This is a genomic window from Arthrobacter sp. TE26545, from assembly GCF_056279005.1.
The window spans coordinates 3,285,708-3,309,537 of sequence record NZ_JBWBQM010000001.1 but is presented as its reverse complement, the minus strand read 5'-3'; the positions used below and the strand labels follow the sequence as shown (position 1 = coordinate 3,309,537).

At 66.4% G+C, this 23,830-nt stretch carries 24 protein-coding genes; 15 read left to right on the top strand and 9 right to left on the bottom strand.

Going from position 1 to position 23,830, the window contains the following annotated elements; all coding sequences use genetic code 11:
• Positions 1 to 40: 40 nt before the first annotated feature.
• The 4 genes from ACZ9CK_RS15020 to ACZ9CK_RS15005 all read left to right on the top strand — a co-directional run bounded on the left by ACZ9CK_RS15020 (position 41) and on the right by ACZ9CK_RS15005 (position 5,752).
• Positions 41 to 853 (top strand): sugar phosphate isomerase/epimerase family protein, encoded by an 813-nt coding sequence (locus ACZ9CK_RS15020; protein ID WP_476050337.1) that lies wholly within the window; start codon positions 41 to 43, stop codon positions 851 to 853.
• A gap of 96 nt (positions 854 to 949) precedes the next feature.
• Complete coding sequence (locus tag ACZ9CK_RS15015; protein ID WP_476050913.1) at positions 950 to 1,741, top strand: SDR family NAD(P)-dependent oxidoreductase; 792 nt, start codon at positions 950 to 952, stop codon at positions 1,739 to 1,741.
• A gap of 256 nt (positions 1,742 to 1,997) precedes the next feature.
• On the top strand, positions 1,998 to 3,731 hold the full coding sequence (locus ACZ9CK_RS15010) for an ABC transporter ATP-binding protein (RefSeq protein ID WP_476050336.1): 1,734 nt from the start codon (positions 1,998 to 2,000) through the stop codon (positions 3,729 to 3,731).
• Between the two features lie 95 nt (positions 3,732 to 3,826).
• Positions 3,827 to 5,752, top strand: a complete 1,926-nt coding sequence (locus tag ACZ9CK_RS15005) for an ABC transporter ATP-binding protein (RefSeq protein ID WP_476050912.1) — start codon at positions 3,827 to 3,829, stop codon at positions 5,750 to 5,752.
• A 91-nt stretch (positions 5,753 to 5,843) separates the two neighbouring features.
• Here ACZ9CK_RS15005 and ACZ9CK_RS15000 read toward each other — a convergent pair whose 3' ends face one another.
• Positions 5,844 to 6,017: a hypothetical protein gene (locus ACZ9CK_RS15000; protein WP_426299810.1), complete on the bottom strand. Its 174-nt coding sequence runs from the start codon at positions 6,015 to 6,017 to the stop codon at positions 5,844 to 5,846.
• Between the two features lie 289 nt (positions 6,018 to 6,306).
• Between ACZ9CK_RS15000 and ACZ9CK_RS14995 the strand changes: the two genes are divergently transcribed.
• A complete protein-coding gene (locus ACZ9CK_RS14995; RefSeq protein ID WP_476050335.1) occupies positions 6,307 to 6,738 on the top strand; it encodes an SRPBCC family protein in 432 nt (143 codons plus the stop codon).
• Between the two features lie 18 nt (positions 6,739 to 6,756).
• Here the strand turns inward: ACZ9CK_RS14995 and ACZ9CK_RS14990 are convergent, their stop codons facing one another.
• Positions 6,757 to 7,323 (bottom strand): MOSC domain-containing protein, encoded by a 567-nt coding sequence (locus ACZ9CK_RS14990; RefSeq protein WP_476050334.1) that lies wholly within the window; start codon positions 7,321 to 7,323, stop codon positions 6,757 to 6,759.
• Between the two features lie 222 nt (positions 7,324 to 7,545).
• Between ACZ9CK_RS14990 and ACZ9CK_RS14985 the strand changes: the two genes are divergently transcribed.
• The 3 genes from ACZ9CK_RS14985 to ACZ9CK_RS14975 all read left to right on the top strand — a co-directional run bounded on the left by ACZ9CK_RS14985 (position 7,546) and on the right by ACZ9CK_RS14975 (position 9,093).
• The gene (locus tag ACZ9CK_RS14985; protein ID WP_476050333.1) at positions 7,546 to 7,884 is read left to right on the top strand and encodes an ArsR/SmtB family transcription factor; all 339 of its coding nucleotides are present in this window, start codon (positions 7,546 to 7,548) and stop codon (positions 7,882 to 7,884) included.
• Between the two features lie 17 nt (positions 7,885 to 7,901).
• A complete protein-coding gene (locus ACZ9CK_RS14980) occupies positions 7,902 to 8,399 on the top strand; it encodes an SRPBCC family protein (RefSeq protein ID WP_426299802.1) in 498 nt (165 codons plus the stop codon).
• Between the two features lie 91 nt (positions 8,400 to 8,490).
• A complete protein-coding gene (locus tag ACZ9CK_RS14975) occupies positions 8,491 to 9,093 on the top strand; it encodes a DnaJ family domain-containing protein (RefSeq protein WP_476050332.1) in 603 nt (200 codons plus the stop codon).
• 1 nt (position 9,094) lies between these two features.
• Here ACZ9CK_RS14975 and ACZ9CK_RS14970 read toward each other — a convergent pair whose 3' ends face one another.
• Positions 9,095 to 10,423 (bottom strand): MFS transporter, encoded by a 1,329-nt coding sequence (locus tag ACZ9CK_RS14970; protein ID WP_426299798.1) that lies wholly within the window; start codon positions 10,421 to 10,423, stop codon positions 9,095 to 9,097.
• Between the two features lie 287 nt (positions 10,424 to 10,710).
• On the opposite strand from ACZ9CK_RS14970, the gene ACZ9CK_RS14965 reads away from it, so the two are divergent.
• The 3 genes from ACZ9CK_RS14965 (at position 10,711) to ACZ9CK_RS14955 (ending at position 13,714) form a co-directional block, all read left to right on the top strand.
• Positions 10,711 to 11,052: a hypothetical protein gene (locus ACZ9CK_RS14965; protein WP_426299796.1), complete on the top strand. Its 342-nt coding sequence runs from the start codon at positions 10,711 to 10,713 to the stop codon at positions 11,050 to 11,052.
• Between the two features lie 101 nt (positions 11,053 to 11,153).
• Positions 11,154 to 13,028 carry a sensor histidine kinase gene (locus ACZ9CK_RS14960; RefSeq protein ID WP_476050331.1) on the top strand — a complete coding sequence of 625 codons (1,875 nt, stop codon included), beginning with the start codon at positions 11,154 to 11,156 and terminating at the stop codon, positions 13,026 to 13,028.
• On the top strand, positions 13,025 to 13,714 hold the full coding sequence (locus ACZ9CK_RS14955) for a response regulator (protein WP_476050330.1): 690 nt from the start codon (positions 13,025 to 13,027) through the stop codon (positions 13,712 to 13,714). Before ACZ9CK_RS14960 ends, ACZ9CK_RS14955 begins: the two co-directional genes overlap by 4 nt.
• Positions 13,715 to 13,802: 88 nt before the next feature.
• Here ACZ9CK_RS14955 and ACZ9CK_RS14950 read toward each other — a convergent pair whose 3' ends face one another.
• Positions 13,803 to 14,282 carry a hypothetical protein gene (locus tag ACZ9CK_RS14950; RefSeq protein ID WP_426299790.1) on the bottom strand — a complete coding sequence of 160 codons (480 nt, stop codon included), beginning with the start codon at positions 14,280 to 14,282 and terminating at the stop codon, positions 13,803 to 13,805.
• Between the two features lie 284 nt (positions 14,283 to 14,566).
• Between ACZ9CK_RS14950 and ACZ9CK_RS14945 the strand changes: the two genes are divergently transcribed.
• From ACZ9CK_RS14945 to ACZ9CK_RS14935, 3 genes are read left to right on the top strand one after another with little or no spacing between them, the layout of a single operon-like run.
• Positions 14,567 to 15,151 (top strand): adenylate kinase, encoded by a 585-nt coding sequence (locus ACZ9CK_RS14945; RefSeq protein ID WP_426299788.1) that lies wholly within the window; start codon positions 14,567 to 14,569, stop codon positions 15,149 to 15,151.
• Positions 15,148 to 17,067 (top strand): glycoside hydrolase family 15 protein, encoded by a 1,920-nt coding sequence (locus ACZ9CK_RS14940; protein WP_476050329.1) that lies wholly within the window; start codon positions 15,148 to 15,150, stop codon positions 17,065 to 17,067. Before ACZ9CK_RS14945 ends, ACZ9CK_RS14940 begins: the two co-directional genes overlap by 4 nt.
• A gap of 51 nt (positions 17,068 to 17,118) precedes the next feature.
• Complete coding sequence (locus ACZ9CK_RS14935) at positions 17,119 to 17,364, top strand: hypothetical protein (protein ID WP_476050328.1); 246 nt, start codon at positions 17,119 to 17,121, stop codon at positions 17,362 to 17,364.
• A gap of 5 nt (positions 17,365 to 17,369) precedes the next feature.
• Here the strand turns inward: ACZ9CK_RS14935 and ACZ9CK_RS14930 are convergent, their stop codons facing one another.
• On the bottom strand, positions 17,370 to 18,092 hold the full coding sequence (locus tag ACZ9CK_RS14930) for an AAA family ATPase (protein ID WP_476050327.1): 723 nt from the start codon (positions 18,090 to 18,092) through the stop codon (positions 17,370 to 17,372).
• Between the two features lie 209 nt (positions 18,093 to 18,301).
• On the opposite strand from ACZ9CK_RS14930, the gene ACZ9CK_RS14925 reads away from it, so the two are divergent.
• Positions 18,302 to 18,616 carry a hypothetical protein gene (locus ACZ9CK_RS14925; protein ID WP_476050326.1) on the top strand — a complete coding sequence of 105 codons (315 nt, stop codon included), beginning with the start codon at positions 18,302 to 18,304 and terminating at the stop codon, positions 18,614 to 18,616.
• Positions 18,617 to 18,688: 72 nt separating this feature from the next.
• Here ACZ9CK_RS14925 and ACZ9CK_RS14920 read toward each other — a convergent pair whose 3' ends face one another.
• From ACZ9CK_RS14920 to ACZ9CK_RS14905, 4 genes are read right to left on the bottom strand one after another with little or no spacing between them, the layout of a single operon-like run.
• A complete protein-coding gene (locus ACZ9CK_RS14920) occupies positions 18,689 to 19,519 on the bottom strand; it encodes a bifunctional allantoicase/(S)-ureidoglycine aminohydrolase (RefSeq protein ID WP_426299780.1) in 831 nt (276 codons plus the stop codon).
• A gap of 10 nt (positions 19,520 to 19,529) precedes the next feature.
• Entirely contained in the window at positions 19,530 to 20,795 is a 1,266-nt protein-coding gene (locus ACZ9CK_RS14915; RefSeq protein WP_426299778.1) for a DUF6986 family protein, read from the bottom strand.
• Between the two features lie 2 nt (positions 20,796 to 20,797).
• The gene (gene aceB / locus ACZ9CK_RS14910; protein WP_476050325.1) at positions 20,798 to 22,393 is read right to left on the bottom strand and encodes a malate synthase A; all 1,596 of its coding nucleotides are present in this window, start codon (positions 22,391 to 22,393) and stop codon (positions 20,798 to 20,800) included.
• A gap of 14 nt (positions 22,394 to 22,407) precedes the next feature.
• On the bottom strand, positions 22,408 to 23,829 hold the full coding sequence (locus ACZ9CK_RS14905) for an NAD-dependent malic enzyme (protein WP_426299774.1): 1,422 nt from the start codon (positions 23,827 to 23,829) through the stop codon (positions 22,408 to 22,410).
• Between the last annotated feature and the right edge of the window lies 1 nt (position 23,830).

Here is a 23,830-nt window from a genome sequence, read left to right as displayed (position 1 = left end):
CTCCTTCTCCATGGGCACAGAACCGAGGATATGTTTCCAGATGATTATTAATACGTTTTCCTATCTATGGTCGGCCAGCGCGGCTGATGCGATCACGGAATTGGTCGACAACGGGTATCGGGTCTTTGAAGTTCCGGTTAGCTCTCCGCACTGCTGGCCGGACGAGATCTCCACGTCGGAGCGCTCTGCAATTTACAAAAGGCTCAATGAGCGGGGCGCCGGCATCAGGTCTCTGAATGCCGGTGGATATGACATAAATTTGGCCAGCCCTGGCGGCAGCATGCGTCGCAAAAGCATTGAACACATTAAGTCAGTGATTGATCTGGCTGCCGCCTGGGATGTATCCGAGGTTGTGATCTCGCCTGGTACAAGGCGCCCCATGATCTCGCCTTCGCTCGAAAGGACCTACGGGTGGATGTACGAGAGCCTGGAGAGCCTGATTCCGCTGGCCAAGCAGGCCGGCACGCGACTCCTTTTCGAAAACACTCCTTATTGCTTCGCACCTACCATCCGGGACTTGGCAGGTGTCGTGAGCACGGTCAACGACGATTCGCTCAAGATCGTGTACGACGTCGCGAATGCTGCTTACATTGGAGAGGATCCAGTAGATGGCTTGCTCTCCAATCACGAATCAATTGGACTTGTGCATATTTCCGACACGGGCACCGAAGCCTGGGGTCACGATCCAATCGGCACTGGAGTGATCGACTGGAATGGACTGGGGAATGCCGTCAGAGAAACATGCGGAGTCAACAACGTGGTTCTTGAGATCATTCGCGAAGAGAACCCGGTGCGCGAATTTAAGAAGGCGATGCAGGACCTCAAGAACCAAGGCTGGGAACTAGGAAGCTAACGCCAGCGTTGGGGGAGCGCGGCGCATCAGCCAATGGTTGAAAAAAATAATGGAATCGGTTTACATCTTGAATCCCCGTTGGAAAGAGTGTGTGTGATGAGGGCGTTGGTTAGTGGCGGAAGTAGCGGCATAGGGGCGTCTACATGCCTGCGAATCGCAGAGGCGGCTCTTGCTCGGGATGTGCACCCGATGATTGCCGTATGTGGGCACGAATCGAACAGCAGCCAGGATCAAGTCGTTCGTTCCATCCAGTCAATGGGAGGCACGGCCATCGCGTTGGCGGGCGACCTTGGAGATACCGACGTGCCAAGTCAACTGGTAGAAGCTGCGGTAGCCGAATTCGGTGGTCTGGATGCATTGGTAGCGAATGCCGGGGTCGCCAGTCCTGGCGCCATCTGTGACCTTTCCCTTGAGGACTGGGACAGCATGTTCTCCGTTAACCTCCGTGGCGCGTGGCTTCTTGCCAAAGCAAGCTACCCGCATCTGAGGCAGAGCCGCGGTTCCGCTTGTTTTACCTCTTCGATGTCTGGCCAGCTACCGCACGCCGGATCAGGCGCCTACAGCCCCAGTAAGGCTGCGTTGACGATGCTGGCCCAGACGCTCGCATTGGAATGGGCACCTGACGGAATCCGTGTAAATGTGGTCTCTCCGGGCATGACTCACACGCGGATGACTGAAAAGATGTACGTCGATCCCCAAATCAAGAAGGCAAGGGAAGATATCATCCCGCTGGCAAGGATCGGCGATCCGATGGACATTGCCAACGTGATCGAATTTCTTGTGAGCCCTCTATCGGGCTACGTCACCGGGCAGGACATCTGTGTCGATGGCGGCTTCTCCAAGTCCATTCTTAGCCATATTCCTGGTCGACCCAGCTCGATATCTTGAAGCCCGAGCTGTAACCGGTGACCTCGGAAAGTGAGCCTGGCCCGCCGCGGCGGGCTGCTCCGTCGATGTCCATCCGGCGCAGGACAGGGTGGAGCCACGCGGGGTACGGCCCATGTTTGGCACCATGATGGGCCGTCAATGACCCCGCGTTGCTTGAAGAGGGGTCGGTGCGGGCAGCCGCAGGAATTTCCTCTAGTTGCCCATGGCAACCAGCCGTAAACTGACTTGCAAGATCACTTCGGCGAGCGGAATACGGATGCTCTGGAAGCTCCTGGTGCAGTACCTGCGGCCGCATCGGCGGCTGCTGATCGCCGTCGTCGTCTTCCAGCTGGCCCAGTCGATCGCCTCGCTCTACCTGCCCACCCTCAACGCCGACATCATCGACCACGGCGTGGCCACCGGCGATACCGGGTACATCCTCGGCACCGGCAGTTGGATGCTGCTCATCACCCTTGCCCAGATCGCCTGTTCAATCACCGCAGTCTATTTCGGGGCCAAGGCTGCCATGTCGCTTGGCAGGGACCTGCGCGATGCGATCTTCGCCAGGGTCGGGGAATTCTCCGAGCAGGAGGTGGCCTACTTCGGGGCTCCCTCACTCATCACCCGGACCACCAACGACGTCCAGCAGGTCCAGCAACTGGTCCTCATGACCTGCACGCTCCTGGTGGCCGCCCCGATCCTCAGCATCGGCGGCGTGGTCATGGCAATCAGGCAGGACGCCCAGCTGTCCTGGCTCATCGCCGTCGCCGTCCCGGTGCTGCTGATCGCAGTGGGGCTGATCGTCTCGCGGATGGTGCCGCTGTTCCGCAAGATGCAGACCAGGATCGACACCGTCAACCGCGTGCTGCGCGAACAGCTGGCCGGCATACGGGTGGTGCGGGCCTTCGTCCGGGAGAGCATGGAGACCGAACGCTTCGCAGCCGGTAACTCGGACGTCACCGAAATGGCGCTGCGCGCCGGCCGCCTCATGGCTCTCATGTTCCCCGTGGTGATCCTCGTCCTGAACATTTCCAGCGTGGCCGTGATCTGGTTCGGCGCCTTCCGGATCGAGGACCGTTCCATGCAGGTGGGCACCCTCATCGCCTTCCTCAGCTACCTGATGCAGATCCTGATGTCCGTCATGATGGCCACGTTCATGGCGGTGATGATTCCGCGCGCCGCCGTGTCCGCAGACCGGATCGGGGAAGTCCTGCAGACCGAGTCGAGCGTGCGCCCGCCGCTGGAACCGGTGCTCAGCAGCGCCGGCCGCGGCGAACTGGAACTCGTCGACGTCGGATTCGCCTACCCGGGCGCCGAGCAGCCGGTGCTGGAAAGCATCAGCTTTACCGCCCCGGCAGGGCAGACGACGGCGATCATCGGCAGCACCGGGGCGGGTAAGACCACCCTGGTGAACTTGCTGCCCCGGCTGTTCGACGCGGGCAGCGGCTCGGTGCGCCTGGACGGCGTCGATGTCCGGGACCTGCATCCGGACCTCTTGTGGGGCCACATCGGCCTGGTGCCGCAGAAGCCCTACCTGTTTTCCGGCACCGTCCGCAGCAACCTGCTTTACGGAAAGCCCGACGCCGACGAGGACGAACTGTGGTCAGCGCTCGCCATCGCCCAGGCGCGCGACTTCGTCCAGGAGATGGACGGGGGCCTGGACGCGCCCGTGTCGCAGGGCGGAACCAACCTCTCCGGCGGGCAGCGGCAGCGGCTGGCGATCGCCCGGGCACTGGTGAAACAGCCGGGGCTCTACATTTTCGACGACTCCTTCTCATCCCTGGACACCGCCACCGATGCCCGGCTCCGCCAGGCGCTCAAGCGCAGCACCGCCGGCGCCACCCTCGTGATCGTCGCCCAGCGCGTCTCCAGCATCATCGATGCCGAGCAGATCCTGGTGCTCGACGACGGCAGGATCGTCGGGCGCGGCACCCACCAATCGCTTATGGAGACATCCGAAACGTACCGCGAGATCGTCTCCTCCCAGCTCTCGGCGGAGGAGGCGGCATGAGCGGCGCAGGCGGAAACCGCGGCACCCGGCCGGCCGCCGTCGTCGGGCATGCGGCTGCCGGGAACTCAAACCTGGGACGCCCGCAGCGGCCGCCGATGGGACCGGGGCGCGGCGGCCCCTTCGCAGGGATGAACATCCCGGCCGAGAAGGCACTCAACTTCCTGCCCTCCGCCAAGCGGCTCCTGAGTACCCTGCAGCCGGAGCGACTATGGCTGGTGATGGTACTTGCCCTGTCGGTGGCCAGCGTCGCGCTCCAGGTGCTCGGGCCGCGGCTGCTTGGTGAAGGCACCAACCTGATCTTTGCCGGCGTCGTGTCCAAGGACCTGCCCGCCGGGACAAGCAAGGAGCAGCTCATCGCGGGGCTGCACGCCTCGGGGCAGGACGCCCGGGCGGACATGCTCGGCCCCATGAAGCTGACCCCGGGCGAGGGCATCGATTTCGCCGCGCTGTCCTCGGTGCTGCTCTGGGTGCTGGTGCTGTACGTGCTGGCCTCGGCGTTCGGCTGGATGCAGGCGTACATCCTCAACGGCGTCGTGCAGCGCACCGTCTACCGGCTGCGGGAAGAGATCGAAGCGAAGATCAACAGGCTCCCGCTGCGCTACTTCGATTCGGTGAAGCGCGGCGAGCTGCTCAGCCGGGTCACCAACGACGTCGACAACATTTCGCAGAGCCTGCAACAGTCCATCAGCCAGGCGGTCACCTCCCTGCTGTCGGTGGTGGGCGTGATCTTCATGATGATGCTGCTCTCGCCCCTGCTGGCGCTGCTCACCATGGTCACCGTGCCGCTGACCCTCGTGACCACCATGCTCATCGCCAAGCGCTCGCAGAAGCTGTTCGTGGCGCAATGGAAGAACACCGGCGAGCTCAACGGGCAGATCGAGGAGAGCTACACCGGGCACGCGCTGGTGAAGGTCTTCGGCCGGCAGCGCGAAGTGGAGCAGCTCTTCCGGGAAAAGAACGCGGAGCTGTTTGCGGCCAGCTTCGGCGCCCAGTTCATCAGCGGCCTGATCATGCCGGCCCTGACCTTCATCGGGAACCTGGTCTACGTGGGAATCGCCGTGGTGGGCGGCCTGCAGGTGGCCGCGGGAGCGATGCAGCTGGGCGACGTCCAGGCGTTCATCCAGTACTCCCGGCAGTTCACCCAGCCCCTGGCGCAGCTTGGGTCCATGGCGAACTTGCTGCAGTCCGGCGTCGCGTCCGCCGAGCGCGTGTTCGAGCTGCTGGACACCGAGGAGCAAGAGCCCGATCCCGCGCCCGCCGCGTCACCGTCGACGGCGAGCGGCCGGCTCGTGTTCGAGAACGTTTCCTTCGCGTATTCGCCGGACAAGCCGCTCATCAAGGATCTGAGCCTGGTGGCCGAGCCGGGGCAGACCATCGCGATCGTGGGCCCCACCGGCGCGGGCAAGACCACCCTGGTGAACCTCATGATGCGCTTCTACGAGCTGGACGCCGGCCGCATCACGCTTGACGGCGTGGACATCGCCACCATGCGGCGGGACGATGTCCGCGGGCGGATGGGCATGGTGCTGCAGGACACCTGGCTGTTCGGCGGCACCATCAGGGACAACATCGGCTACGGCAAGCCCACCGCCTCCGAGGGCGAAATCATGGAAGCCGCCGGCGCGGCCTACGTGGACCGCTTCGTGCACTCCCTGCCGGAGGGCTACGACACCGTGCTCGACGACGAAGGCGGCAACATCTCCGCCGGCGAGAAGCAGCTGCTCACCATAGCCCGGGCCTTCCTTTCCCGGCCGTCCGTGCTGATCCTGGACGAGGCCACGAGCTCGGTGGACACCCGCACCGAGGTCCTGGTGCAGAACGCGATGCGGGCCCTGCGCTCGGAGCGCACCAGCTTCGTGATTGCGCACCGCCTTTCCACCATCCGCGACGCCGACCTCATCCTGGTCATGGAGTCCGGGCAGATCGTGGAGCAGGGAAACCACGCCGGGCTGCTGGCGGCCGGCGGCGCCTACGCCCGGCTGTACGAGGCCCAGTTCGCGGCCCCGGCGGCGGAGGTTTAGCAGCTGCTGTTAACAGCGGCGGGCGGCCGTTAACGAGTGCGACGGCGGGAGGTTGCCTCCCGCCGTCGCTCGCTAGTTTCCGGAACGGTGCCTAGGCAGGGACCGAGACGGTGAAGGTGTTGGGGCCGCTGGCGGTGACGGCGATTTTGCTGGTGCAGGTGTTGTGGCGGGTCGAGAGCTCGTTGACGAGGGCGTCGAGCGTGTGGTGCACGGCGGTGCGGTCCCAGATCTTGAGGGTGACGGATTCGGCAGTTTCAAACGTCATTGTTCTTCGGCTTCCAATCATGAATTCGCGGTGCCAGCCTCGCGCCAGTGCGGGGCCGGGGTGGTACTGATCCATGAACGCCCGGGGCCTTTGGGCGGCTCTGCGAGCTCACCGCTTTGGCCTCGTTGCGTCCAGCAGATGAAGGGTCCGGCCCGGAACGGATCCGGGCCAACTTTTCCATGGTGCACGGGGGTGCCCGGACGGCTCAATCGACTGGATCACAAAGCGGGGTGATCCTGCTCACAATCAAGGGTTACGGCTGCTCCGGCCGCGGAGTAGGGTCGGGGCCATGAGCGGCAAGTATGTGGCGACGTCGGGCATCACCATAGCGGCACCCGCGGACCGGGTCTGGGCTGTGCTGACCGACCCTGCGGCGATCAAGGAGTTCATGTTCGGTACCGATGTGGAGACCGACTGGTCGATCGGCGGCAGCATCAGCTGGCGGGGCGAATGGGAAGGCAAGGAGTACGCGGACAGGGGCCGCATCCTCGAATTCGACCCCGGGAACCGGCTTGTCATGACGCATTTCAGTCCCCTAAGCGGCCAGGAGGACAAGCCGGAGAACTATCACACCCTCACCTGGACGCTGGAGGACGAAGGCGGCGGAACGAAGCTGACCCTCTCGCAGGACAACAACGCCAGCGCCGAAGAGGCGGAGCACTCCAAGGGGATGTGGGACCAGTTGGTGGCCAGCGTGAAGGAGATCGCGGAACGGGGGTAGGCCTTCGAGCGGGAGTACCTACGGCAACCGCGACGGTCGTAGCACCGTCGCCTCGCCGGCGAGCTCCGGATCAAGCGGCACCGGGCTGAGTAGGACTGCCGGGCCGCGGTGCAGGACGCCGTCGGACACGACCCGGCAGCGGATGCCGCCGCGGCCCCGCATCGCCTTGTGGGCACCGGGCGCGAGCATCCGGTCCATCCAAGCGCAGGGATGGGCCGGCCGCCCGGCGTGCAGCCACACCAGCTCCCCGCCGGATTCCAGGGCGAAGTCGTGGCCAAGCAGGGGTGCCAGTTCGGCGCCGCGCAGGAAGACGTTGCGGCGGGTCAGCAGCGGGTCCAAGGGACCGGCGCCAAGTTCCGCGGCGATGGACTCCAAAGCTTCCACGGCGAAGAGGGTGACCGCCGCGTCCATGTGAGCGGCCTTGCCGAAGAAACGGTCGCCGACGATTCCCTTGCCGGCCACCAGTTCCACGAGCCCGGCGTCCGTGGCGGGAACCTCGGCCGGCCCGTCCTTGGCGCGGCCGAAATAGGCGTGCTCCGGCGAGACCAATAGGTGCACGACTTCCACCTCGTAGCGGTACGTCATGGCACCAAATTATCCTCCAATGCCAAGCCCTGGCGGCCTTCCGCGGCCTCAGCGATGCGGGCTAAATACCGGTTTAAACGTTGTTCACAGGCTCAAATTTCGTCAGGTGTGCTGCGTTTGGCCCGGCATTTTCGATGGCTCAGCCGCCTGGCTTCAAGGGCCACCGGACGAACCTCCGGAACCCATTGACACCGCCTGCCTTCAGTCGTAACCTACAACCAAATGGTTGTAGATCAGTTGGACGACGCAGGGATCGACCGCCTTTTCCAGGCGCTCGCGGATCCCACCCGCCGGGACATTGTGCGCCGGGTGACGCTGGGGGAGTACTCGGTGTCCGGCCTCGCGGCGCTCTACGCCATGAGTTTTGCCGCCGTCCAGAAACATGTGGCGGTATTGGAGCGTGCCTCTTTGGTCAGCAAGGAGAAGCGCGGAAGGGAGCAGATCGTGCGGGGCAATCGCGATGGACTGCAGAATGTCCGGCGGCTGCTTGACGAGTATGAGGACATCTGGCGGCAGCGCGCCGCCCGGATCGCAGACATCCTCGAAGAAGAACCGAAATAGAACAGAAGGGTTCCGCAATGACTGTCATCAGTTCCACCAAGAATCCCGAAACGCTCAGCCTCACTCTCGTCGCCGAGTTTGACGCCGACGTCGAACGCGTCTGGCAGATCTGGGAAGACCCGCGCCAGCTCGAGCGCTGGTGGGGCCCTCCCGGCTATCCGGCCACCTTCGAAAAGCATGAATTCACGCCCGGGGGCGAGGCTGGCTACTACATGACCACCCCAGAAGGGGAGAAACCCCGCGGTTGGTGGCGCTTCACCAACATCGAGCGGCCCCACCGCCTCGAGTTCGATGACGGCTTTGCCGATGAAAACGGCGAACCCGTAGCCGAGGTGGGTGCCGGCCACGCCACTGTGACCCTCGAGGACCTCGGCGGCCGTACCCGGATGACCGTCCAGTCCACCTTCGAATCCGAAGAACAGATGACCCAGATGTTGGAGATGGGCATGGAAGAAGGCATGAAGGAAGCGTTGGGGCAGGTCGACGCCCTCCTCGCCGAACACTCCCACGCCTGAGCGTAACCAGCATCCGACGACGGCGGGAGCCTCCCGCCGTCGTCGGCTGTCTTTAGGGTCCGGATCTTCGAGTCCGCAGTACCCTGTGGTTATGGATGAGGACGCCAGGGAATCCGGCGCCAGGCGCCGCCTGGAACGGGCGGCGGAGCTCCGAGCCGGCGGGTACGCCGGGAACCTCTCTCCCGAGGAGGCGGCACACGCCGCAGCGGAAGACGAGCTTCAGGAGAAGCGCCGGAAGTTCGACACCGCCTCGCGGGCCGACTACCTGATCCGGGACGCCATGGCGCACGGCAAGTTCGACAACCTCAAATACGCAGGCAAACCCATCCCGGGTCTCGGCGAAAGCTACGACCCCGACTGGTGGGTCAAGGGCCTCATCCAGCGCGAGCACCTCAGCGGCCTCGGCCCCGAAGCGATCCTGCTGCGGAGGGACGACGCCGGGCTCGACGCCGTCCTGGACGAACAAGCCACCGAAGAGCGGGTCCGGGCCATCCTGGAGGACTTCAACGCCCGGGTAGTCAATGCCCGCCGCCAGCTCCAGGGCGGACCTCCCGTGATCACGAAGACCCGGGAGGTCGCCGTCGAGCTGGAGCGCTGGCGCGCCCGACGGGCAGCAGCCTCGGCCGCCCGCCCGGAGCCGCCGGAGCCCCCGCCCGCCAGGCCATGGTGGCGGCGATGGCCCCGGGGCGGGTAGGTTACCGGACCGGGTTGCCCAACTCGCGCAGCGGTGTCTTGTTCGTTTCCCGGGCCCACAGAGCGCCGGCCACCGCCAGCAGCGAGGACGCAGCCACGATCCAGGCGGCCGGACCCCAGTTGGCCTTCTCCGCGCCGACGAGGGCCGTGCCCAGCAGGGGAGTGAAGCCGGCGCAGAGGATGCCGACCTGCAGCCCGATGGCCATGCCGGAGTAGCGGACCTTGACGTTGAAGAGCTCGGAGAACCAGGCCGGGTAGATGGCGTTGGACATCGAGTAGGTGCCCGCGGTGATCAGGGTGCTGGCCAGGAAGATCATAGGGACGTTCGCGGTCGAAATGACCGAGAAGTACACGAAAATCATCGCACCGGAGCCGAGTACGCCCGAGATGAAGACCGGCCGCCGTCCGTAGCGGTCGGAGAGCCATGCCATCAGCGGCTGCGAGGCGATGGCGATCACGTTGCCGAGGATGCTCACCCACAGCATGGTGGAGGCCGGGACGCCCACCGACACGGCGTACGCCAGGCCGAACGACTGCATGAAGGTGTTCGTGACGGTCTCGAAGGACATCAGGGCCACCTGGAAGAACTGGGCCGGGTGGGTCTTGAACATCTTGGCGAACGGGAGCTTCACGAGTTCGCCGTGGTCGTGCTTCTCCTCGAAGACCTCGGGCTCCTCGAGGGAGCGCCGCACCAGGTAGGCCACCACCAGCACCACCAGCGAGAGCCAGAACGGGATGCGCCAGCCCCAGGCCAGGCGCTCGGCTTCGCTCATGGCCGCCACCGGCAGGAAGGCCAGGGATGCCAGCACAATGCCGGCGGAAATGCCGCTCATGGCAAAGCTGGCGAAGAATCCGCGGCGTCCTTCGGGGGCCTCTTCGGTGGACAGGGCGGATGCGCCTGCAGTCTCTGCGCCTGCGGAGAGACCCTGCATAAGGCGAAGGACCACCAGCAGTGCCGGCGCCCAGTATCCGACGCTGTTGAAGTCGGGGAGCACACCGATCAGGAAGGTCGCTGAACCCATCAGCACGAGGGTCAGCACCAAGGTGTTCTTGCGGCCGATCTTGTCCCCGAGGTGGCCGAACACGATTGCGCCGAACGGGCGGGCAACGTACGCGACGCCGAAGGTGGCGAAGGAGGCGATCAAGGCAACGGTGGGGTCGCCGGACGGGAAGAAGATCTTCGAGAAGACCAGCGATGCGGCGGTGGCGTAGATGAAGAAGTCGTAGTACTCGAGGGCTCCGCCGAGGAAGGCTGCGAGGGCCGCCTTCTTGGCCCGTTTGAGTTGGCGGTCACTGGCCGAGACGGCGGGGCCGCTTGCGAGATTGGTCATTCCGGAGGTCCTTCCGCGCTGAAAGACGGGGTGTTGGGTGTCTGTGGATTGTTCGTATTGCGAACGTTTGTACGATATGTGGTTCAAAAAAAGAGTACTCCATGGTGAGTTGACTCACAACTGTCATTGACTCCGAACGTCTCCCGGGAGGCGGTCTCGAGCCGGTCCAAAAGGCCGCGGAGTTAGCTTCGTCACCTCTGCCTCAAAACGGCTGAAACGGTCTTTTGGCGGCTGCATACTTGTGTTGGTTGTTGTGAAATCCGGGTGTTGAAGATGGGGTTCGGCTGGTGGAAAAGCTGATGCGTGTGGTGCGGAGCGAGTACTTCCCCGCAGGGGTTGTGCTTGGTGGGGTCCTGCTGTTCTGGACGGTGGGTTTGCTGGGCGGACTGAGCTGGCTCAGCGGCGGCCAGTCACCCTTGACCGTGCTGTCCTGGATGATCTTCATCTACGCCGCCGTGGTCCTCTCCCCGGTGGCCGTGGCTCTTTCCGTCATGGACATCAGCCGCCGCTACCGCGGAACGCACGACGCCGGAATCGCCGAGCCGCTGCTGAAAAACGCCGCGCCGCTGCTGAAGAACCTTGCCGAGCTGCGCCGCATGGCGCTGGCCCGCCTGCAGCGCGAAGACTGACGGCGCCGCGTCCGGCTTTCGCCCGGAACTGCCGCTGAATTCCCTGTAGCCCGCCGCCCTCCGGCGTGGGAATCTTAAGCCGTGGCGGAGGGGGAAACGCGGTGACTCCACGGCAGACGGCATGGGTGCTGGCGGTGACCGCCGGCCTGGCCGCCGTCGTGCTGCTGGCCGTCGACTGGTCACCGCTTGCGATGCAGGACCCGGCCCGCACGCTCGGGCTGCTCAACGCCCAGGGCGTTGTGCACCTGGGCGGGATCGCCGACAGGGTCCCTTTCAGCCTCCTTGAATTCGCGATGTTCCTGGCCGTGGGGCTGGGCCTTGTCCTCTCCGGCGTGGCCGCGTGGCGGAGCCAGCCGAACAGCAGGCCGGGATTCCTGCTGGTCCTGGCGGGCTGGCTCTGGCTGGCCGCCGGCCTGCGCCGCTCCAGCGATCCCCTGGCCTTCACCACCGGCGTGACCCTCACGTTGATGTACCAGCCGCCCTTGCTGCAGCTGGCGTTGAGCTTCCCCACCGGGACGCTGAAGACCCGGCTCCAGAAAGTGGCCGTGGGATTCTTCTTCTCCCTTTGGCTGGCCATCGCCGTGGCCAACTGGGCATTCTTCGACCCGCGCCTGCACGTCGCAGCGGGAGAATCCACCTCGCGGAACCTGCTCCTGCTCTGGGACGACCTCGCACTCACCACGGCCATCGGCAACGCCGCCCGGGTAGTCCAGATCTGCGTGGGCCTGGCCATCGTGCTGCTCCTGGCGATGCGCTGGCACGCCGGCACCCCGGCCTACCGGAGTTCCTTCCTGCCGCTCGGCTTCGCCCTGATTCTCAAAACCGGAGCAACCATTTGGGTCGCCGCCGCCGTCGTCCAGTTCTCCGGGTCGCAGGCCTCCGAGGCGCTGCTGTGGCAATATCCCGCGACGGCGGTGGTCCCCCTGGCGGTCCTGATGGGCTTGTGGCGCTACCGCTTTGCGCGGGGCGCCCTCAGCGAGCTCATGGTGGAGATCGGCTCGGCGCCGCTCAATGAACGGCTCACCGACGCGCTGCGGAAGACCGTCCGGGACCCGAGCCTGGAACTGTGGCAATGGTCTCCCGGGCAGCCTGGATTCGTCGACGGGCACGGCAGGGCACGCGAACTGCCGGCGGAACACAGCGGCCGCGCGGCGATGGTCCTGGAACGCAAGGGCTTGCCCGTGGGCGCGCTGGTTTTCGACCAGGCGCTCCGGGACCAGCCCCAACTGCTCGAAGCCGTGCGCAGCGCCACCTCGCTCACCCTGGACAACCGCAACATGGAACAGCAGCTGCGCGACCAGCTGATCGAAGTGCGCCGCTCCCGCGAACGCATTGTCACCGCCGGAGACGCCCGCCGCCGCCAGCTGGAGCGGGACCTGCACGACGGCGCCCAGCAGCGGCTGGTGGCCGTGGCCATGGAGCTGGCCCGGGCCAGGCGGCTCGCGCCCGACGGCGACGTCCGGGAGCTGATCGGGCACGCCGCCGGGGAACTCAACACAGCGCTGGGTGAACTCCGTGAACTCGCCCGCGGCGTGTACCCGCCGTCGCTTCGCGAGCGGGGGCTCGCCGGATCGCTGACCGCCCTGGCCGAACGCACCCCAGTGCCCATGGATGTCCGGGTGGAGCTTGCCGCTCCCGTGCCTCCTGCCGTGGAACTTGCCGCCTACTTCATTTGCGCCGAGGCCGTGACAAACACCGCCAAGCATGCCGGGGCAACCATGATCCGGGCCCGCGCTGCCGGTACTGCGGACCAGCTGACCGTGGTGGTCGAGGACAACGGGAGGGGAGGCGCCGCCCCCGGGCCCGACGGCGGACTGATGGGACTTGCGGACCGCGCGGCCGCGCTGGGCGGCACCTTCGACGTCGTCAGCCCACCGGGGCAGGGGACAACCGTGACGGCGGTCCTGCCGTTCTCCGCGGAACCCGCTTCGGTTCCGGAACTGCCTGCCGTCGAAAGCGAAGGAGGGCTTCCGTGACATTGAGGATTGCCATCGCGGATGATTCCGCTTTGCTGCGCAGGGGCCTGGCGGCACTGCTGGAAGCCGAAGGAATGACAGTGGTGTGCGAAGCCGGCGATGCCGCAGAGCTGCTCGGCTGCGTCGAGCGCGAGCGTCCGGATGCCGCCGTCGTGGACATTCGCATGCCGCCCGGCTACGCGACCGAGGGGATCGAAGCCGCCAGGGAGATCAGGCGCCGGTATCCGGACACCGGGGTGCTGCTGCTGTCCCAGTATGTGGAGACGGAGAACGCGATGTCCTTGTTCGCCGGGGGAGCCGATGCTGCCGGCCTCGATGGCGCGAAGGGCCTCGGCTACCTGCTGAAGGAACGCGTCTCCGACATCGAGGATTTCCTTGACGCCTTGCGGCGGGTGGCCACCGGTGGCACCGCCGTCGACCCCGAGCTGGTGTCCCGCCTGGTTTCGCGCCCGCAGGAACCCCGGCAGGGCGGGGAGGAGCTAAGCAGCCGGGAACGGGAGGTACTGGAACTCATGGCCGAGGGGCGCACCAACCAGGCGATCAGCCGCTGCCTGTTCCTCGGTGAACGGACCGTGGAAGCCCATATCCGCAGCATCTTCGTGAAATTCAACCTGCGGCCGGAACCCGAAGACCACCGCCGGGTACTCGCCGTCCTGAGCTATTTGCGTTCCGGAGGAGGCCGCTGACGCGCCGGCCGCTGAACGCGCCGGCTTCTGAACACGCAAGAGCCGGCCCGGTACGCAAACGCACCGGGCCGGCTTCACTGCCGCGGGTTCAGTTCGAGATCGACAGGATCGCGCTGTTCTGCCAGCCCGTGTAGCCCGACCAGACTCCGCCGCTGCCCACCTTGAAACGGACCTTCTGGTAGACCTCCTCGTAGCCGATCTCACCGTCCACCAAAGTGCGGTAGTTGTGGATGGTGGTGCTGGTGCCGGCGCTGAGGTAGCGGCTGAAGTCCGTGCCGCCCAGGTAGTCGTCGCCGTTCGGCCAGCTGTCGTCTTCCCAACGCTGCTGCTGGATGTAGAGGGAGCGGCTGCCCGTGCAGCTCGCAGTGATCCGGTAGTCGAGGACCTTCACTCCGTTGCTGTTGATGTACGCGAAGATCGGCTTCAACGGCGTGACCGTACAGGAATAGAGGGTGCTGGCCTGGGCAGGCGTGCCGAGGGCCAGGCCGGCTCCGGCAAGGCCGAGGCTCACGGCGAGTGCTGAGATGATCCGGGCGCGCTTGGGCCGGGACAAGGTGTTGGTGCGCATTTCTCTCCTGGGGTGTGATGTGAATCGGGCGGTGCGGAGGTGAACGGACATCCGCGGCCGGGCTGTAGGCTTCGGCCTGCCGGCAATCAGTGGAGGTCCCTCTTTGGTGCGGGTCCCCCGCTCGGGCCAGGGGTTCCTGGCCCGAAATCAATGGTGCTCCCGGGCCGGTGTCCTGCGCTTCCGTGCTAGCACGTAATTACTCCCGCATTTGGATAAAAGCTTGCGCCGGCCGGCCGACTCAGCGGAACAGGTGCCAACGAGCTTGCCCGTTGCTAGGCTCAGGCATGACCCGCATGATCATCATCGGCGCGCCCGGTTCCGGGAAGGGCACCCAGGCCGAATACCTCGCAGCCCATTTCGGCATCCTTCCCGTTTCCACGGGCGAGCTCTTCCGCTCCCACGTGCGCGAGCTGACGGAACTGGGGGCCGAGGCCCGCGCCTTCATGGACAAGGGTGAGCTGGTGCCGGACCGGCTCACCGATGCGATGGTGGCCCGCCGCCTTGCGGACGACGACGTCAGGAACGGCTTCCTCCTGGACGGCTATCCGCGCAACGTGGCCCAACTTGCCGCGCTCGACGCCCTGCTGGAGGGCAAAGGCCAGCGGCTGGACGTCGTCGTGCAGTTGGCCGCGGAGGACGAGGAACTGGTCCAGCGCCTCCTCAAACGTGCACGGGAGCAAGGACGCAGCGACGACACCGCCCCGGTGATCCGCCGCCGCCTGGAGCTGTACAGGGAGGAAACCCAGCCGGTGGTCTCGGCGTATTCGGAGCGCGGAATCGTGGTGGAAGTGGACGGCGGCGGAGACAGGGAGGCGATTACGGAGCGGGCGATTGCCGCCGTCGGGTCCTTCCTGGGAACCCGGCAATGAGCTTTTCGGCGGGCGCCGCAGCGGCCTCCGGCGGACCGGCCTCCGGCGGACCGGCCTCTGGTGGACCGGCCTCCGGTGGACCGGCCTCCGGCGGACCGGTCGGCATCGAGGACTATGCCATGATCGGTGACCTGCATACTGCGGCCCTCGTCAGCACCGAAGGGTCCATTGACTGGTTGTGCCTGCCGCGTTTCGACTCGCCGGCGTGCTTCGCTGCTTTGCTTGATACCTCCGACGCCGGCCGCTGGCTCCTGGCGCCGGCGGATGGCGGCCCCTGTACCCGACGCGGTTACCGCCCGGGAACCCTGGTCTTGGTGAGCGAATGGGAGAACGACGAGGGCCACGTCCGGGTCACGGACTTCATGCCGCCGCGCGACGAGGTTGCCGATATCGTCAGGGTGGTCGAGGGAATCCGGGGCAGCGTGCGGATGCGCGGCGAACTGACCCTCCGTTTCGATTACGGCCATGTGGTGCCGTGGGTCCGACGGAATCCGCACGGAATCGGCGCTGTTGCAGGCCCGGACTCGGTCTATCTGGAAACAGCGGCACCGCTCAAGGGCGTAGAGATGCGCACGGTCAGCGAGTTCACTGTCGGGGAAGGGGAGACGGTCCCGTTCGTGCTGACATGGGCGCCGAGCCACCTTCCGCGGCCCCGGTCCGTGGACCCCGTCGCCGCGCTGGCGGACACCGAACAGTTCTGGACCGAATGGTCCGCCCACTGCGCGGACGCCGGGCCCTACCATGCCGCCGTCGAACGTTCCCTGATCACCCTCAAGGCGCTCAGCTACGCACCGACGGGCGGGATCGTGGCTGCTCCCACCACCTCGCTTCCCGAACAGCTCGGCGGGCCGCGGAACTGGGACTACCGCTACTGCTGGCTCCGCGATGCCACGCTGACACTGCAATCCCTGCTCGCGGCGGGCTACACGGAGGAGGCCGTCGCCTGGCGGGACTGGCTCCTGCGCGCGGTGGCCGGTGATCCGGCGGACCTGCAGATCATGTATGGACTGCACGGCGAGCGCCGCCTTCCCGAGAATGCCCTCGGCTGGCTGTCCGGCTACCAGGGATCACAGCCCGTCCGCACAGGCAACGCCGCCGCGGAGCAATTGCAGTTGGATGTCTGGGGCGAAGTGCTGGATTGCCTGTCCTTGACCAGGGCGGGCCTCCTCGGCGGAGGCAAGGGGAAAGGTGACGATTCCTGGCCCCTCCAGCAGGCCCTGATGGGTCACCTGGAACAGATCTGGCACCAGCCGGACAACGGATTGTGGGAAATGCGCGGGCCGAGGCGCCATTTCACCCATTCAAAAGTGATGGCCTGGGTGGCTGCCGACCGCATGGTCAAGGCGATCGGCGAAACTGGACTGCCGGGACCGCTCGAGCGCTGGGCGGCCCTGCGCGACACCATTCACCGGGAGGTCATGGAGCGGGGTTTCGATGCCGGGCGCAACACCTTCGTGCAGTCGTATGGCAGCCAGGAACTGGACGCGAGCCTGCTGCTGATCCCCAAGGTGGGCTTCCTGTCCCATGATGATCCGCGGGTGATCGGCACCATCGAGGCCATCCAGCGCGAGCTGACCGTGGACGGCTTCGTGCTGCGGTACCGCACGGAGGAGAGCGATGACGGCTTGCCGGGAGGGGAGGGGGTATTCCTCGCCTGCTCCTTCTGGCTGGTCGATGCGCTTCTTGGCGCGGGACGTGCCGGCGAAGCCACTGAATTGTTCGAGCGCCTGCTCTCCCTCCGGAACGACGTGGGGCTGCTCAGCGAAGAATGGGACCCGTTGACCCGGCGGCAGTTGGGGAACATGCCCCAGGCCTTCAGCCACTTCGCCCTCGTGACGAGCGCCATGCAACTGGACCGGGGCAGGGCGCACCGGAGCAACGTGCCCATCGGAGATACTGCGGGGCCAGGCTCCTAGTCCCGGCCGGTGCTCTGGCAGAACGGGACACATCGGAGAACAATTGAAACCATGGTCAGGTATTCAGCCCTTGAAAAGGCGTCCAGCAAGCACCCGCACGACTGGGGCCGGGCGATGGCCTCGGCCATGACCAAGCTCGCGGAGGCGGCGCGCATCGACGGGCGGGACCTTCAACATGACTTCCTCTTTGGGGAGGAACTGCGGCTCAGGATCGACGAGGACAACGACGGCGTCATGGTCGAGCTCACTTGGGCGCCGCCTGAGACCGGTGGCGCACCGGAGGATTCCGTGGCCTGAGCGGGCTACGTTTCGTTGCCCGGCTCCGGCGGGGAGGCGATGGTCAGGGTCGAGGTGTAGGGTCCGGTGGGCGGCCCCGGACGGACTCCCGGACCCGGAAACGGTGCAGGAAACGGCGAGGGACCCGGAAAGGGTCCCGCAGGAGCGCCGCCGTCGGGATGCTGTCCGTTGCTGCCCAGCAGACTGCGCGTGAGGGCTTCGCTGTCCGCCATCAACTGCTCAACCGCGACCTCCAAGTGGGCATCCGACGGCGCGGCTCCGGCCAGTGCCGCGGCCACCACCGCGCGGCGTACCAGTTCCTTGGCGAACGACGCCGTGGTCCCGGCGGTGCGGGCCGACGCGGCCTCGAGCGCGGCCCCTGAGAAGCCCAGGCCCGAGGAATACAGCTCCAGGAGCCGTTCGCGTTCGTGTTCCGAGGGCAGCGGGATCTCGACGGCCAGGTCCACGCGTCCGGGCCGTTGCGCCAGGGCACGTTCGAGCATGTCCACCCGGTTGGTGGTGAGGACGAAGGCGACGTCGGCATCACTGTCCAGGCCGTCCATGGCGTCCAGCACCTCGAAGAGCAGGGGCTGCGGGCCGTGGCCGAAACTGCGGTCCTCGGCGATCAGGTCGCAGTCCTCCAGCACCACGATTGACGGAGCGAGCGCCCGCGCGATCCGCGCCGCTTCAGAAACCCGGGCGAGGGTCCCGCCCGACAGGAGCACCGCCGTCGTTCCCCAAATTTTCATCCATGCACGGAACCCTAGCAGGGTGACGTTGCCCGCCCTGTGGCTCCGGTGCCGGACTACCGGATCGCGGGAGGCCCGGGAAGTAGGGGCCTTTCAGCCTGGTCGCGGGAGCGCTGCTGGGTCGCTGGGACGTTGCGGTGACTTCGCAGCGCTCCAGCGACCTCGCGCGTTCAAGACTGCCCGACGGCCCCGCTGCTACGCTGGCCGGCATGGAATCTTTGGGGGATCAGAACAATCCGGAAGAACCGGTCAAGGCGGGAAACAAGGGGAAGGCGATGGCCGTCGTCGTACCTTTGCTGGGAACGCTGGTGGTGGTCGCGGGCGTGGTGACCGCATTGATCGGCAGTACCCAGCCCCTCGAGTTTGGCTGGGTTGCCTACGCCCCGCTGGCCAATAACCCGTTCAGCACCAGCGGTGCTGCCCTTGTTGGACCAATGACGCAAAACGGATACCTGATCGCCGTCGTCGGGCTGCTGCTCCTGGCCTTCTGGGCCGGGCACCGGCTCGGCCGCAGGACCCAATAACGCCGCAGGACCGGTTAAACCGGGAACCGCCGGATCCATCGAGATGGATCCGGCGGCAGAAGCCCTGAACGCCTAGCCCGGCAGCGGTGCGCCGGTGAGCTTGATCTGGCGGTTCTGGTCCTTGTACAGCAGGTAGCGGAACTGGCCCGGGCCGCTGGCATAGCAGGCCTGCGGGCAGAAGGCGCGCAGCCACATGTAGTCGCCGGCCTCCACCTCAACCCAGTCCTTGTTGAGCAGGTACATGGCCTTGCCTTCCAGGACGTACAGGCCGTGCTCCATGACGTGGGTCTCCGGGAACGGGATCACGCCGCCGGGCTGGAAGGTCACGATGTTGACCTGCATGTCGTGCGCCAGGTCGTCGGAGGGGACGAAGCGCTGGGTCTTCCAGACGCCGTCGGTGTCCGGCATCGCGGTGGCTTCCACGTCCTTCTCGTTGGTGACGAAGGACTTCGCCTCGTAGCCTTCCAGGCGGTCGTAGGCCTTGCGGATCCAGTGGAAGGTGGCGATGTCGTCCGAGGTGTTCTCCACGCCCCATTCGTCGCCGGCGGCGAGGTAGGCGTAGCCGCCCTCTTCCATGATGTGCTTCTCGCCCTTGAGGTCCAGGTTCAGGGTGCCCTTGACCACGAAGATCACGCCTTCGACGCCGGCCTCGAACTCTGCCTTCGGCGCACCGCCGCCCGGCGCCACCTCGACGATGAGCTGCGAGAACGTGGTGGCAAAGCCGGAGATCGGGCGGGCGATGATCCAGGAGCGGGTCTTGCTGAAGCCCGGCAGGAGGCTCGTCACGATGTCCGTCAGCACACCCTTGGGGATCACCGTGTACGCCTCGGTGACGATCGCGCGCTCGGTGGTGAGGTGGGTCTGCGGCGGCAGGCCACCCGCGGGGTAGTAGTAGTTGCCCATGGTGAGTCCTTTACTTCGAAGTGGTGGCGAGTCGCGGGTGTGCCAGGACGGTCAGGCGGGGGAGTTCGACGCCGGCAAGCGCCAGGACTTCTTCGGTACCGACCGCGCCGCACTGGACGCCTCGCAGGATGAACGCCGCCAGCGCGCGTGCGGTCGCCGGCTCGTCCATGACGCCGCCCTCGGTGCGTTCGACGTAGTTCCGCAGCCGTGCCGCCGCTGCCGGCAGGCCTTCGCGGTAGAAGGCGTAGGTGGCGGCGAAGCGGCTGGGCAGCTGGTTGGCGTGCAGGTCCCAGCCCTGGTAGTAGCCGCGCTCCAGGGAACGGCGGACCAGGCGGCCGTGCAGCTTCCAGGCGTTCTCCACGTTGTCACCCACGGGGATGATGTTGGTGGAGCCATCGGACAGGCGGATGCCGGTGCCCGCCACGGCCAGCTGCATGACTTCCTTGGCGAAGTCGGCCACGGGGTGCTCCATGGACTGGTACTCGGCCGCGATCTGCAGTGACGCGGAGTAGTCGTAGGTGCCGTAGTGCAGGCCGCTGATGCGTCCGGGAACCGCGTGCGGCAGTTGGGCCACCGGCGAAGTGCCTTCCGGGCCGAGGATCAGCTGCGGGGTTTCGACTTGGACCTCGAAGCGCAGCCGGCCGGCCGGCAGCGAGTGGATCTCCTCCAGGCGGGAGACCGCGAAGTCCATGGCCTCGACCTGGGCCACCGTGGTGACCTTGGGCAGAGTCAGCACCAGGCCTTCGGGCAGTTCGCCCGCCGATGCCAGGGTGGAAACGAAGAGGTCCAGCGTCTTCAGGCCGCGGGCCCGGGTGGGCGCCTCGAAGCACTTGAAGCGGATGCCGATGAACGGCGGGGCCGAACCACCGGCCACGGCCTCGCTGACGGCCTGCGCCGCCGCGACTGCGGCCACGTCCTCAGCCTCGTCGCCGCGGTCGCCGTAGCCGTCCTCGAAGTCCAGGCGCAGGTCCTCGATGGGCTCGCTGCGCAGCTTGGCCGCGACCCGGCCGGCGACGGCGGCCGCCAGCCCGGGCTCCTGGCCCAGCAGCGCGCCGAGCTTCTCGAGACCGCCGTGCTCCTCCGCCGTCGCGAGCGCCTGGGCGCCCCATTCGGAGGCGAGCGACGGCGTGAAACGGTCCGCGGGCACGTACACGGTGTGCACGGGCTGGCGGCTACCGCTGTCGCCTGGGTAGTTGCGTTCCAGCAGCTGGTCCGTGGCGGCCAGCCTGGAATCGATGGCGGCGAGATCCGCCGCGCTGAGTGAATGTGCGGCCATCCCTACACCAGCTCGTAGGCGGGGGTGGTGAGGAAGTCCGTGTAGTCCTCGGAGAGGCAGATGTCCGCGATCAGGCGGCTGGCCGGCTCGTAGTACTTGGCGAATGATTCCGCATCCACTTCGCCGCGCAGACGTTCGGTCTCTTCACCCAGGATCCTGGTGACGAGCTCACGGGTGACAGTGTTCCCGGTGTCCGCCAGGACGGACTTGTTGCGGATCTGCTGCCACACCTGCGAACGGGAGATTTCCGCCGTCGCGGCGTCCTCCATGAGGTTGTGGATGGCGACGGCGCCGCTGCCCGAGAGCCACACCGCGGTGTAGGCGACGGCGACGTAGAGGTTCAGGCGCATGCCCGCCTCGGTGACCTCGCCGCCGGCGGACGGCACGTCCAGGAGCTGCTCGGCGGTGACGGAAACCTCCGGGCGCTGCTTGTCGAGCTGGTTCGGCTTGTCGCCGAGCACGGAGTCGAACACTTCCTGACAGGTGGAGACCAGGTCCGGGTGCGCAACCCAGGAACCGTCGAAGCCGTCGTTCGCCTCGCGGGTCTTGTCCGCCCGGACCTTTTCGAAGGCCTGGGCGGTGACTTCCGGTTCGCGGCGGTTCGGGATGACGGCGGCCATGCCGCCCATCGCGAAGGCGCCCCGCTTGTGGCAGGTCTTGACCAGCAGTTCGGTGTAGGCGCGCATGAACGGCGCGGTCATGACCACGGAGGCGCGGTCCGGCAGGATGAAGGACTCGCCGGCATCGCGGAAGTACTTCACGATGCTGAACAGGTAGTCCCAGCGGCCGGCGTTCAGGCCGGAGGCGTGGTCGCGCAACTCGTAGAGGAACTCTTCCATCTGGAAGGCAGCCGGGATGGTTTCGATCAGCATGGTGCCGCGGATGCTGCCCTGCGGGATGCCGATGTAGTCCTGGGCGAAGACGAAGATGTCGTTCCAGAGGCGGGCCTCGAGGTAGCTCTCCATCTTGGGCAGGTAGTAGAACGGGCCGTGGCCGTTGAGGAGCAGCTGCTTGGCCGTGTGGAAGAAGTGCAGGCCGAAGTCCACCAGCGCGCCCACGGTGGGTGCGCCGTCGAGGAGCAGGTGGCGCTCGTCCATGTGCCAGCCGCGGGGGCGGGTGACGACGACGGCCAGCGGGGCATCCGTGCGCAGGCGGTATTCCTTGCCCTCCGGAGAGGTGTAGGCCAGGGTGCCGGCGGCGGCGTCACGCAGGTTCAGGATGGCGTCGATGACGTTGGCCCAGGTGGGGGTGCTGGCGTCTTCAAGGTCCGCGAGCCACACTTTGGCGCCCGAGTTGAGGGCGTTGATGGCCATCTTGGCGGGGGAAGCCGGGCCGGTCATTTCGACGCGGCGGTCCTGCAGCGCGGCCGGGGCTTCGGCGACCTTCCAGTCGCCGTCGCGGATTTCCTTCGTCTCGGGAAGGAAATCGAGCTTGCCGGTGCGGGCAACCTCTTCGCGCTTGGCCGCGCGGGCTGCGAGGAGCTCCGAACGGGTGCCCGCGAAGCGCTTGTGGAGTTCCTCGACGAAGGCCAGGGCCTTGGGGGTCAGGATTTCTTCGGCACGTTCGATCGGCTGGGGATCGGTGACGGTAAGAGCCATGGAGCGGGTCCTTCCTAGTGGGCGCCGGCCGGAACGGCGGCAGTGGACTGGGCGGCGGCGTGTGCTGCGTTCGCAACGGCGGTTGCGACGTCGGCCGTCACGTGCGGGTCGAAAATGCTGGGAATAATGTAGCTCGCATTGAGCTCATCGTCAGCGACGCGCTTGGCGATGGCCTCGGCGGCGGCCACCAGCATGTCCGGGGTGATGTCGCTCGCCCCGGCGTCCAGGAGGCCGCGGAACAGGCCCGGGAAGGCCAGGACATTGTTGATCTGGTTCGGGAAGTCGCTGCGGCCGGTGGCCACGACGGCGGCGTGCTTGGAAGCGATGGTCGGGTCCACCTCGGGGGTGGGGTTGGCCATGGCGAAGACGATGGCGTCCTCGGCCATGGACGCGATCTGCGCTTCGCCCAGGATGTTCGGTGCGGAGACGCCGATGAACACGTCCGCACCCACGAGGGCTTCGTGGAGGGTGCCGGAGAATCCCTCTTCGTTGGTGTTTTCCGCGATCCAGGTGCGGTGCTGATCGTTGTAGCTCTCGCCGTGGTGGATGGCGCCGGAGCGGCCGGCGGCCACGATGTGCTGGGCGCCCTGGGCCTTGAGGAGCTGGATGATGGCGGAACCGGCGGCGCCCACGCCGGAGACGACGATCTTGACGTCTGCGATCTTCTTGTCCACTACGCGCAGGGCGTTGACGAGCGCTGCGAGGGTGACGATGGCGGTGCCGTGCTGGTCGTCGTGGAAGACGGGGATGTCGAGTTCTTCGCGCAGGCGTGCCTCGATTTCGAAGCAGCGGGGAGCGGCGATGTCCTCGAGGTTCACACCGCCGAAGACGGGAGCCAGGAGCTTGACGGTGCGGATGATTTCCTCGGTGTCCTGGGTGTCCAGGCAGACCGGCCAGGCATCCACGTTGGCGAACTGCTTGAAGAGGGCGGCCTTGCCCTCCATGACCGGCAGGGCGGCGGCGGGTCCGATGTTGCCCAGGCCCAGCACGGCGGAGCCATCGGTGACGACGGCGACCGTGTTGCGCTTGACCGTCAGGTTGCGGGCCGCGGACGGATCCTCGGCGATGGCCAGGCAGACGCGTGCGACGCCGGGGGTGTAGGCGCGGGACAGATCGTCGCGGTTGCGCAGCGGCACCTTCGGGACCACTTCGAGCTTGCCGCCCAGGTGCATGAGGAAGGTACGGTCCGAGACGTGCTGGACCGTGACGCCGTCGAGCGCGTTCAGGGCCTTCTTGACCTCGTCGGCGTGCTCCTCGCCGGTGGTGTTGCACGTAACGTCGACGACGATCGTGTCGTGGTGGGACTCGGTGACGTCCAGTGCGGTGACGGCTGCGCCGGCGGCCGCGACGGCCGCTGCGATCTCACTGGTGGCAGTGAAGCTCGACGGTGCGGCGACGCGCAAGGTGATTGAGTTTCCGGGGCCCGGGTTCGCCATT

What these genes read in the sequence shown, in the direction of transcription:
- ACZ9CK_RS15010 (WP_476050336.1), top strand. Translation starts at nt 1,998, where the DNA reads ATGCTCTGGAAGCTCCTGGTGCAGTACCTGCGGCCGCATCGGCGGCTG.
- ACZ9CK_RS14930 (WP_476050327.1), bottom strand. Translation starts at nt 18,092, where the DNA reads ATGAAAATTTGGGGAACGACGGCGGTGCTCCTGTCGGGCGGGACCCTC.
- ACZ9CK_RS14905 (WP_426299774.1), bottom strand. Translation starts at nt 23,829, where the DNA reads ATGGCGAACCCGGGCCCCGGAAACTCAATCACCTTGCGCGTCGCCGCA.
- ACZ9CK_RS14920 (WP_426299780.1), bottom strand. Translation starts at nt 19,519, where the DNA reads ATGGGCAACTACTACTACCCCGCGGGTGGCCTGCCGCCGCAGACCCAC.
- ACZ9CK_RS14985 (WP_476050333.1), top strand. Translation starts at nt 7,546, where the DNA reads ATGGTTGTAGATCAGTTGGACGACGCAGGGATCGACCGCCTTTTCCAG.
- ACZ9CK_RS14975 (WP_476050332.1), top strand. Translation starts at nt 8,491, where the DNA reads ATGGATGAGGACGCCAGGGAATCCGGCGCCAGGCGCCGCCTGGAACGG.
- ACZ9CK_RS14995 (WP_476050335.1), top strand. Translation starts at nt 6,307, where the DNA reads ATGAGCGGCAAGTATGTGGCGACGTCGGGCATCACCATAGCGGCACCC.
- ACZ9CK_RS14945 (WP_426299788.1), top strand. Translation starts at nt 14,567, where the DNA reads ATGACCCGCATGATCATCATCGGCGCGCCCGGTTCCGGGAAGGGCACC.
- ACZ9CK_RS14970 (WP_426299798.1), bottom strand. Translation starts at nt 10,423, where the DNA reads ATGACCAATCTCGCAAGCGGCCCCGCCGTCTCGGCCAGTGACCGCCAA.
- ACZ9CK_RS15020 (WP_476050337.1), top strand. Translation starts at nt 41, where the DNA reads ATGATTATTAATACGTTTTCCTATCTATGGTCGGCCAGCGCGGCTGAT.
- ACZ9CK_RS15000 (WP_426299810.1), bottom strand. Translation starts at nt 6,017, where the DNA reads ATGACGTTTGAAACTGCCGAATCCGTCACCCTCAAGATCTGGGACCGC.
- ACZ9CK_RS15005 (WP_476050912.1), top strand. Translation starts at nt 3,827, where the DNA reads ATGGGACCGGGGCGCGGCGGCCCCTTCGCAGGGATGAACATCCCGGCC.
- aceB (WP_476050325.1), bottom strand. Translation starts at nt 22,393, where the DNA reads ATGGCTCTTACCGTCACCGATCCCCAGCCGATCGAACGTGCCGAAGAA.
- ACZ9CK_RS14980 (WP_426299802.1), top strand. Translation starts at nt 7,902, where the DNA reads ATGACTGTCATCAGTTCCACCAAGAATCCCGAAACGCTCAGCCTCACT.
- ACZ9CK_RS14925 (WP_476050326.1), top strand. Translation starts at nt 18,302, where the DNA reads ATGGAATCTTTGGGGGATCAGAACAATCCGGAAGAACCGGTCAAGGCG.
- ACZ9CK_RS14935 (WP_476050328.1), top strand. Translation starts at nt 17,119, where the DNA reads ATGGTCAGGTATTCAGCCCTTGAAAAGGCGTCCAGCAAGCACCCGCAC.
- ACZ9CK_RS15015 (WP_476050913.1), top strand. Translation starts at nt 950, where the DNA reads ATGAGGGCGTTGGTTAGTGGCGGAAGTAGCGGCATAGGGGCGTCTACA.
- ACZ9CK_RS14990 (WP_476050334.1), bottom strand. Translation starts at nt 7,323, where the DNA reads ATGACGTACCGCTACGAGGTGGAAGTCGTGCACCTATTGGTCTCGCCG.
- ACZ9CK_RS14950 (WP_426299790.1), bottom strand. Translation starts at nt 14,282, where the DNA reads ATGCGCACCAACACCTTGTCCCGGCCCAAGCGCGCCCGGATCATCTCA.
- ACZ9CK_RS14915 (WP_426299778.1), bottom strand. Translation starts at nt 20,795, where the DNA reads ATGGCCGCACATTCACTCAGCGCGGCGGATCTCGCCGCCATCGATTCC.
- ACZ9CK_RS14940 (WP_476050329.1), top strand. Translation starts at nt 15,148, where the DNA reads ATGAGCTTTTCGGCGGGCGCCGCAGCGGCCTCCGGCGGACCGGCCTCC.